This window comes from Kitasatospora sp. NPDC057223 (assembly GCF_042669755.1).
Taxonomy (GTDB): Bacteria; Actinomycetota; Actinomycetes; order Streptomycetales; family Streptomycetaceae; genus Kitasatospora.
Map to the genome: position 1 here is coordinate 23,344 of NZ_JBHUWW010000113.1, position 7,379 is coordinate 30,722.

The 7,379-nt window shown below is 70.3% G+C and carries 5 protein-coding genes; all 5 read left to right on the forward strand.

The genetic code is table 11. The annotated features are described in order from the left end of the window. The first annotated feature begins 468 nt into the window (after window positions 1-468). Window positions 469-1,671, forward strand: coding sequence for an ROK family protein (locus ACFUK0_RS30390; RefSeq protein ID WP_380255669.1), 1,203 nt, complete (start codon window positions 469-471; stop codon window positions 1,669-1,671). Between the two features lie 166 nt (window positions 1,672-1,837). Further along, window positions 1,838-2,932: a sugar ABC transporter substrate-binding protein gene (locus ACFUK0_RS30395; protein ID WP_380255670.1), complete on the forward strand. Its 1,095-nt coding sequence runs from the start codon at window positions 1,838-1,840 to the stop codon at window positions 2,930-2,932. 172 nt (window positions 2,933-3,104) lie between these two features. Continuing rightward, window positions 3,105-3,884: an ATP-binding cassette domain-containing protein gene (locus ACFUK0_RS30400; RefSeq protein WP_380255671.1), complete on the forward strand. Its 780-nt coding sequence runs from the start codon at window positions 3,105-3,107 to the stop codon at window positions 3,882-3,884. Then, window positions 3,881-5,188 (forward strand): sugar ABC transporter permease, encoded by a 1,308-nt coding sequence (locus tag ACFUK0_RS30405; protein WP_380255672.1) that lies wholly within the window; start codon window positions 3,881-3,883, stop codon window positions 5,186-5,188. The genes ACFUK0_RS30400 and ACFUK0_RS30405 overlap by 4 nt, the downstream gene beginning before the upstream one ends. A 286-nt stretch (window positions 5,189-5,474) precedes the next feature. Beyond that, on the forward strand, window positions 5,475-7,379 hold a 1,905-nt coding region (dxs, locus tag ACFUK0_RS30410), incomplete at its 3' end, for a 1-deoxy-D-xylulose-5-phosphate synthase (RefSeq protein ID WP_380255673.1).

Consider the following 7,379-nt stretch of genomic DNA (forward strand, 5'->3'; position numbering starts at 1 on the left):
GTACGCCTGAGGTTGCCGGGGCCGGTGAGATGGGGACCATCGTAGGGGGAGCCCGATTTCCGGCGGCCACAGGAGTGCCGGGCGGTGCCGGACGGCACTCGGCGGAGGCCCGCGGCGGTCCCTCCGGCCTTGACGCACCGTTCAAGGGTTGCCGAGCCGGGGGGCCGACGCAGGGCGGCGGTGTCGCGGGGCCGGGGCGCGCGCCCCACCGCTTCGTCGTCCACAGCCGCAGCTCCAGCCGCAGCTCCGCTGCCGCATCCTTCCTCCGCCCCGCGAAGCACATACCCCAACGCCGCTCCTTCTCCCGCCCACCCTGCGCCGGACGGTCTAGAGTTCAGAAGTTGAAAGTGAACAGCTGGTTGAGGTCTCCACATCTTTCGGTGACCCGGCCGCTGTCACAACGGACTCCGCCGCAACGGCGCGGCAAGGGCGGGGACGGTCGTCTCCGCGCCCCTGGGAGGGTGAATCATGTCGACGGACACACCGGGATCGCAGTCCTCACTGCACCGGGCGAATCTCGAACGAGTACTGCGAGCGGTCAGGATGGCCGGTTCGCTGACACAGGCGGAGATCGCGCGCAGCACCGGACTATCGGCGGCCACGGTGTCGAACATCGTCCGGGAGCTGAAGGAGAGCGGCACCGTCGTGGTGGCCGACACCTCCTCCGGCGGCCGCCGGGCGCGCAGCGTCTCGCTGAGCGGTGACGCGGGGATCGTGGTCGGCATCGACTTCGGTCACACTCATCTGCGGGTGGCGGTCGGCAACCTCGCGCACCGGGTGCTCGCGGAGGAGAGCGAGCCGATCGACGTGGACGTCTCGGCGGCGCAGGGCTTCGACCGGGCGGAGTCGCTGGTCGACCGGCTCCTCCAGCAGGCCGGGTTCAACCCGGACAAGGTGATCGGCGTCGGCCTGGGCGTGCCCGGGCCGATCGACGTGGAGACCGGCGCGCTCGGCTCCACCGCGATCCTGCCCGGCTGGACGGGCATCGCTCCCGGCCGGGAGCTGGCGGCCAGGCTCGGCATGCCCGTGCACGTGGACAACGACGCCAACCTGGGTGCGCTGGGCGAGCTGGTCTGGGGCGCCGGGCGCGGGCTGAGCGACCTCGCGTACATCAAGGTGGCCAGCGGTGTGGGCGCCGGCCTGGTCATCAACGGCCAGATCTACCGGGGGCCGGGCGGCACGGCGGGTGAGATAGGGCACATCACGCTCGACGAGGCCGGGCCGGTCTGCCGCTGCGGCAACAGAGGCTGCCTGGAGACCTTCGTGGGATCCAGGTACCTGCTCAATCTCTTGAACGCCAACCTCGGTAGTGATCTGACCTTGTCAAAGGTCGTCCAGCTCGCTCAGCAGGGCGATCTGGGCTGCCGCCGGGTGATCGCGGACGCGGGCCGGCAGATCGGCACGGGGGTGGCAACGCTCTGTAACCTGCTCAACCCTCGGCGGATCATCCTCGGCGGCGACCTCGCCGAGGCCGGTGAGCTGGTGCTTTCCCCGATCAGGGACTCCGTGGCACGGTACGCCATCCCCAGTGCAGGGCGGCAGTTGTCGGTGGTTCCGGGCACTCTGGGTGGTCGTGCGGAGGTTCTGGGGGCTCTCGCGCTGGTGATGAGCGAGATGGGCGAATCGGGCGCTCTGGGGCGTACCGGTCATGCTGCGGGCGCTCGGACCTGACTCGCGGCTGTCCCGTTTGGTATCGGCTAAGCCTTCAGGAAGATAACGAAAGGGTTTGGATCTCCCCAACCTTGGATTTACTTATTGACGACAAGTGCCGGGTGCGGGTTGACTCCCTCCCACCTCGCCGCAGCGTTGCGGCAATGTCAGGGAGGCAACCCCCACCATGAACGCAATGATGCGTCGCGCTGTCATCGCCACCGCCGCCGTCTCGATGGCCCTTTCGATGGCCGCCTGCGGCAAGGCCGGCGACGACAAGAAGAGCACCGCCGGCTCCGGGGACACCAAGTCCATAGGCCTGCTGCTCCCCGAGAACGCTTCTTCGACGCGCTACGAGTCCTTCGACAAGCCGTTCATCGAGGCCAAGGTCACGGCGCTCTGCCCGGACTGCAAGGTCAAGTACAGCAACGCCGAGGGCAGCGCTTCCAAGCAGAAGCAGCAGTTCGACACCCTGATCGCCGAGGGCGTCAAGGTCATCATCCTGGACGCGTTCGACGCCAAGTCGACCCAGTCCTGGGTGAAGGAAGCCGCGGACAAGGGCGTCAAGGTCGTCGCGTACGACCGTCTGGCCACCGGCCCGGTCGCCGCCTACGTCTCGTTCGACAACGAGAAGGTCGGCGAGCTCCAGGGCCAGGCCCTGGTCGACGCCCTCGGCGCCAAGGCCGCGGACGCCAACGTCGTCATGATCAACGGTGACGAGGCCGACCCGAACGCCGCCTTCTTCAAGGCCGGCGCGCACAAGACCCTCGACGGCAAGGTCAAGAAGGTCGTCTACGAGGCCTCCGGTGAGTGGAAGCCCACCGTCGCCGGCCAGAAGATCGGCACCGCGATCACCAGCCTGGGCAAGGACGGCTTCCAGGCCGTCTACTCCGCCAACGACGGCATGGCCGCCGCGATCATCACCCAGCTGAAGTCGTCCGGCATCAACGTCCCGGTCGGTGGCCAGGACGCGGGCATCGACGCGATCCAGCGGATCATCACCGGCGACCAGGCCTACACGATCTACAAGGCCTACAAGCCGCTGGCCGACGCCGCCGGCGAGCTCGCCGTCAACCTGCTCCAGGGCAAGGACGTCAAGGGCATCGCGTCCGCGAGCGTCGACAGTGACACCGACAAGGGCGTTCCGGCCAAGCTGCTGGAGCCGAAGGTCGTCACCAAGGCGAACGTCCAGTCCACGGTCATCGCCGACGGCCTCTACAAGGTCGCCGACATCTGCACCGGCGACTACGCCGCCGCCTGCGCCACCGCGGGCCTGAAGTAACCACCTCGTCGCCGGCGGCCCCCGCACCCACGGGGGCCGCCGCCGCGGCACGCTGCGCGAACCCCACCGCGCAACCCCTTTTCTCGCTCTACCCCGACGCGCCCGGGTCCGCGCGCGTCTCCCGTCCCGCGCCTGCACACGGAGGCCGGACGGGAAGAAGGAGATGGTTCAGTTGACAGGCGCACCCGTACTGGCGTTGCGCGGGGTCTCCAAGCGCTTCGGTGCCGTTCAGGCGCTCACCGACGTCCACCTGGAGGTCCACGCCGGAGAGGTCGTCGCCCTCGTCGGCGACAACGGCGCCGGCAAGTCCACGCTGGTGAAGACGATCGCCGGCGTCCACCCGATCGACGAAGGCTCGATCGAGTGGGACGGCCGCGAGGTCCGCATCAACCGCCCGCAGGACGCCCAGGCACTCGGCGTCGCGACGGTCTACCAGGACCTCGCGCTCTGCGACAACCTCGACGTGGTCGGAAACCTCTTCCTCGGCCGTGAGCTGCGCCGCTTCGGCACGCTCGACGAGGTCGCGATGGAGAAGCGCGCGAAGGAGCTGCTCGACACGCTGTCGATCCGCATCCCGAGCGTCCGGATCCCGATCGCGGCGCTCTCCGGCGGCCAGCGCCAGGTCGTGGCCATCGCCCGTGCCCTGGTCGGCGACCCCAAGGTCGTCATCCTGGACGAGCCGACCGCCGCACTCGGCGTCGAGCAGACCGCCCAGGTCCTCGACCTGGTCGAGCGGCTGCGCGAGCGCGGCCTCGGCGTGATCCTGATCAGCCACAACATGGCCGACGTGAAGGCCGTCGCGGACACCGTCGCCGTGCTGCGCCTCGGGCGCAACAACGGTGCGTTCGACGTCGCCACCACCACCCACGAAGAGATCATCTCCGCCATCACCGGAGCCACCGAGAACGCCGTGACCCGGCGTCAGGCACGCATCGCGGAGGTAGCGAAGTGAGCACCAACAAGACCGAGGCCACCCAGGCCGCGGCAGTCGAGGCCACCGAGCCCGCCGCAGCCGTGACGGCCACCGCGCCGGCCGCCGTCGACCCCCGCCTGCTCGTCCGCGAGAACGGCCTGGCCGGCTACCTGGCCGACTTCAAGCGCAAGATGAAGAGCGGCGAGCTCGGCTCCGTGCCGGTCGTCCTCGGCCTCATCCTGATCGCCGCGATCTTCCAGGGCCAGACCGGCAACTTCCTGAACGCGGACAACCTCACCAACATCACCCTGTGGATCGCGGGCCCCGGCCTGATCGCGGTCGGCATCGTGTTCGTGCTGCTGCTCGGTGAGATCGACCTCTCGCTCGGCTCGGTGGCCGGTGTCTCCGCCGCCATCGCCGGTGTGCTGTCGGCCCGCCAGGGCATCAACGAGTGGCTGTCGATCCTGATCGCCCTCGGCGCCGGTGTCGCCATCGGTGCGCTGCACGGCTTCTTCTTCGCCAAGATCGGCGTGCCGGCCTTCGTCGTCACCCTCGCGGGCCTGCTCGCCTGGAGCGGTCTGCAGCAGTTCGTGCTCGGTGACAAGGGCACCGCGAACGTCGTCAACAACGGCGTCATCGCGGACCTCGACCACTACTTCATCGGTGACGGCGACGTCGCGGTGACCTGGATCTTCGCCGTCCTCGGCGTGGCGCTGTTCGCGCTCGGCCAGGTGCTCGACAGCCGCCGCCGCAGCGCGGCCGGCCTGCCGGCCCGCCCGATGAGCGAGATCGGCCTGCGCACCGGCGTCCTCGCCGTCATCGCGATCGCCGCGGCGTACACGCTGAACCAGAGCCGCGGCCTGCCGCTGCCGCTGGTGATCTTCCTCGGCATCGTGATCATCACCGACTTCGTGCTGCGCCGCACCTCCTACGGCCGGCAGATCTTCGCGGTCGGCGGCGGCATCGAGGCGGCCCGGCGCGCCGGTATCAACGTCGCCTGGGTCCGGATCTCGGTCTTCATGATCTCGGCCGGCATGGCGGCCCTCGGCGGGCTGTTCATCATGTCCCAGCAGGGTTCGGCCGACAAGGCGCTCGGCAGCGGCAACGTCCTGATGAACTCCATCGCGGCGGCCGTCATCGGCGGCACCAGCCTCTTCGGCGGCCGGGGCAAGACCTGGTCGGCGCTGCTCGGCATCCTGGTCATCCAGTCGATCATCACCGGCCTCGACCTGGTGCACGTCGACCAGGCGATCCAGTACATGATCACCGGCGCGGTGCTGCTCGCCGCGGTCGTCCTGGACTCGGTCTCCCGCCGGACCCAGAAGTCCTCCGGCCGGGGCTGACCCCCGCCGCAGGACCTGTGCCGTACGACACGTGAGGCCCGGCACCCGAACCGATCGGGTGCCGGGCCTCGTCCTGTCCGTTGTGCCCCCCCCGACCGGACGGAAACGGTGCCGGGGCGCGCCAACAACGGGCGCGCCGCTCGGTGTCCGGCAGGCGGACATTAGACTCGACCAGCCGGGACGAGCCGACACCGTCGGTCCGCCGCGGCACCAGGGGCGGCCCAGCCCGTCGGATCCGAGACGGGTCCGAGTCCGTCCGGACGAAACAATGCACGAGGAGGAACGGGTGGCCCTGCTGACCCGCATTCGGGGACCGCGCGATCTCGACCGGCTCACGCCGGGACAGCTCTCCGTCCTGGCCGAGGAGATCCGCACCTTCCTGGTCGAAGAGGTCTCCAAGACGGGCGGCCACCTCGGCCCCAACCTCGGCGTGGTGGAGCTCACCATCGCCCTGCACCGGGTGTTCGACTCGCCGCGCGACCGCATCCTCTTCGACACCGGCCACCAGAGCTACGTCCACAAGCTGCTCACCGGCCGCCAGGACTTCTCCCGGCTGAAGATGAAGGGCGGCCTCTCCGGCTACCCCTCACGCGCCGAGTCCGAGCACGACGTGATCGAGAACTCGCACGCCTCCACCGTCCTCGGCTACGCCGACGGCCTGGCCAAGGCGAACAAGATCCAGGGCCACAAGGACCGCCCGGTCGTCGCCGTGATCGGCGACGGCGCCCTCACCGGCGGCATGGCCTGGGAGGCGCTCAACAACATCGCCGACGCGACCGACCTGCCGGTCGTCATCGTCGTCAACGACAACGAGCGCTCCTACTCCCCGACGATCGGCGGCCTCGCCAACCACCTCGCCACCCTGCGCACCACCCAGGGCTACGAGCGGTTCCTCTCCTGGGGCAAGGACGCGCTGCAGCGCACCCCCGTGGTCGGCCAGTCCCTCTTCGAGACGCTGCACGGCGCCAAGAAGGGCCTGAAGGACTTCATCGCCCCGCAGGGCATGTTCGAGGACCTCGGCCTCAAGTACATCGGCCCGATCGACGGCCACGACCTCGTCGCCCTGGAGTCCGCGCTGACCAAGGCGCGCGGCTTCGGCGGCCCGGTGATCGTGCACTGCCTGACCGAGAAGGGCCGCGGCTACAAGCCGGCCGAGCAGAACGAGGAGGACCGCTTCCACGCGGTCTCCGTGATCCACCCCGACACCGGCCTGCCGGTGAAGACCTCCGGCAAGGACTGGACGTCGGTCTTCGGCGAGGAGATGGTCGCGCTCGGCCGCGAGCGGGCCGACATCGTCGCGATCACCGCCGCGATGCTCCACCCGGTCGGCCTGGCCCCGTTCGCGAAGGCCTTCCCCGAGCGGACGTTCGACGTCGGCATCGCCGAGCAGCACGCGGCCGTCTCGGCGGCCGGCCTCGCCAGCAACGGCCTGCACCCGGTCGTCGCGGTCTACGCGACCTTCCTCAACCGGGCCTTCGACCAGGTCCTGATGGACGTCGCGCTGCACCGCCTCGGCGTCACCTTCGTGCTCGACCGGGCCGGCGTCACCGGCACCGACGGCGCCTCCCACAACGGCATGTGGGACATGTCGATCCTCCAGGTCGTCCCGGGCCTGCGGCTCGCCGCCCCGCGTGACGCCGACCAGGTCCGCGCCCAGCTGCGCGAGGCCGTGGACGTCACCGACGCCCCCACCGTGGTGCGCTACTCCAAGGGCAGCGTCGGCCCCGCCGTCCCCGCCCTCGGCCGGATCGGCGGCATGGACGTGCTGCGCGGCAGTGCCGGACCGGCCGACGGCGCCCGCGCCGACGTGCTCGTCGTCTCGGTCGGCGCGATGGCCCCGCTCTGCCTGGAGCTGGCGGAGCTGCTGGAGGCCCAGGGCATCACCAGCACCGTCGTCGACCCGCGCTGGGTCAAGCCGGTCGACGCCGCCCTGCCCGGCCTCGCCGCCGAGCACCGGTTCGTCGTCACGGTCGAGGACAACGGCCGGGCCGGCGGCGTCGGCTCGGCGATCGCCCAGGCCCTGCGCGACGCGGACGTGGACCTGCCGCTGCGCGACTTCGGCATCCCGCAGGAGTTCCTGGACCACGCCTCGCGCGCCGAGATCCTCGCCGAGATCGGCCTCACCGCCCCCGACATCGCCCGTCAGGTGACCGCGCTGGTCTCCCGGCTGGACGTCGACCGGGTCGAGGCC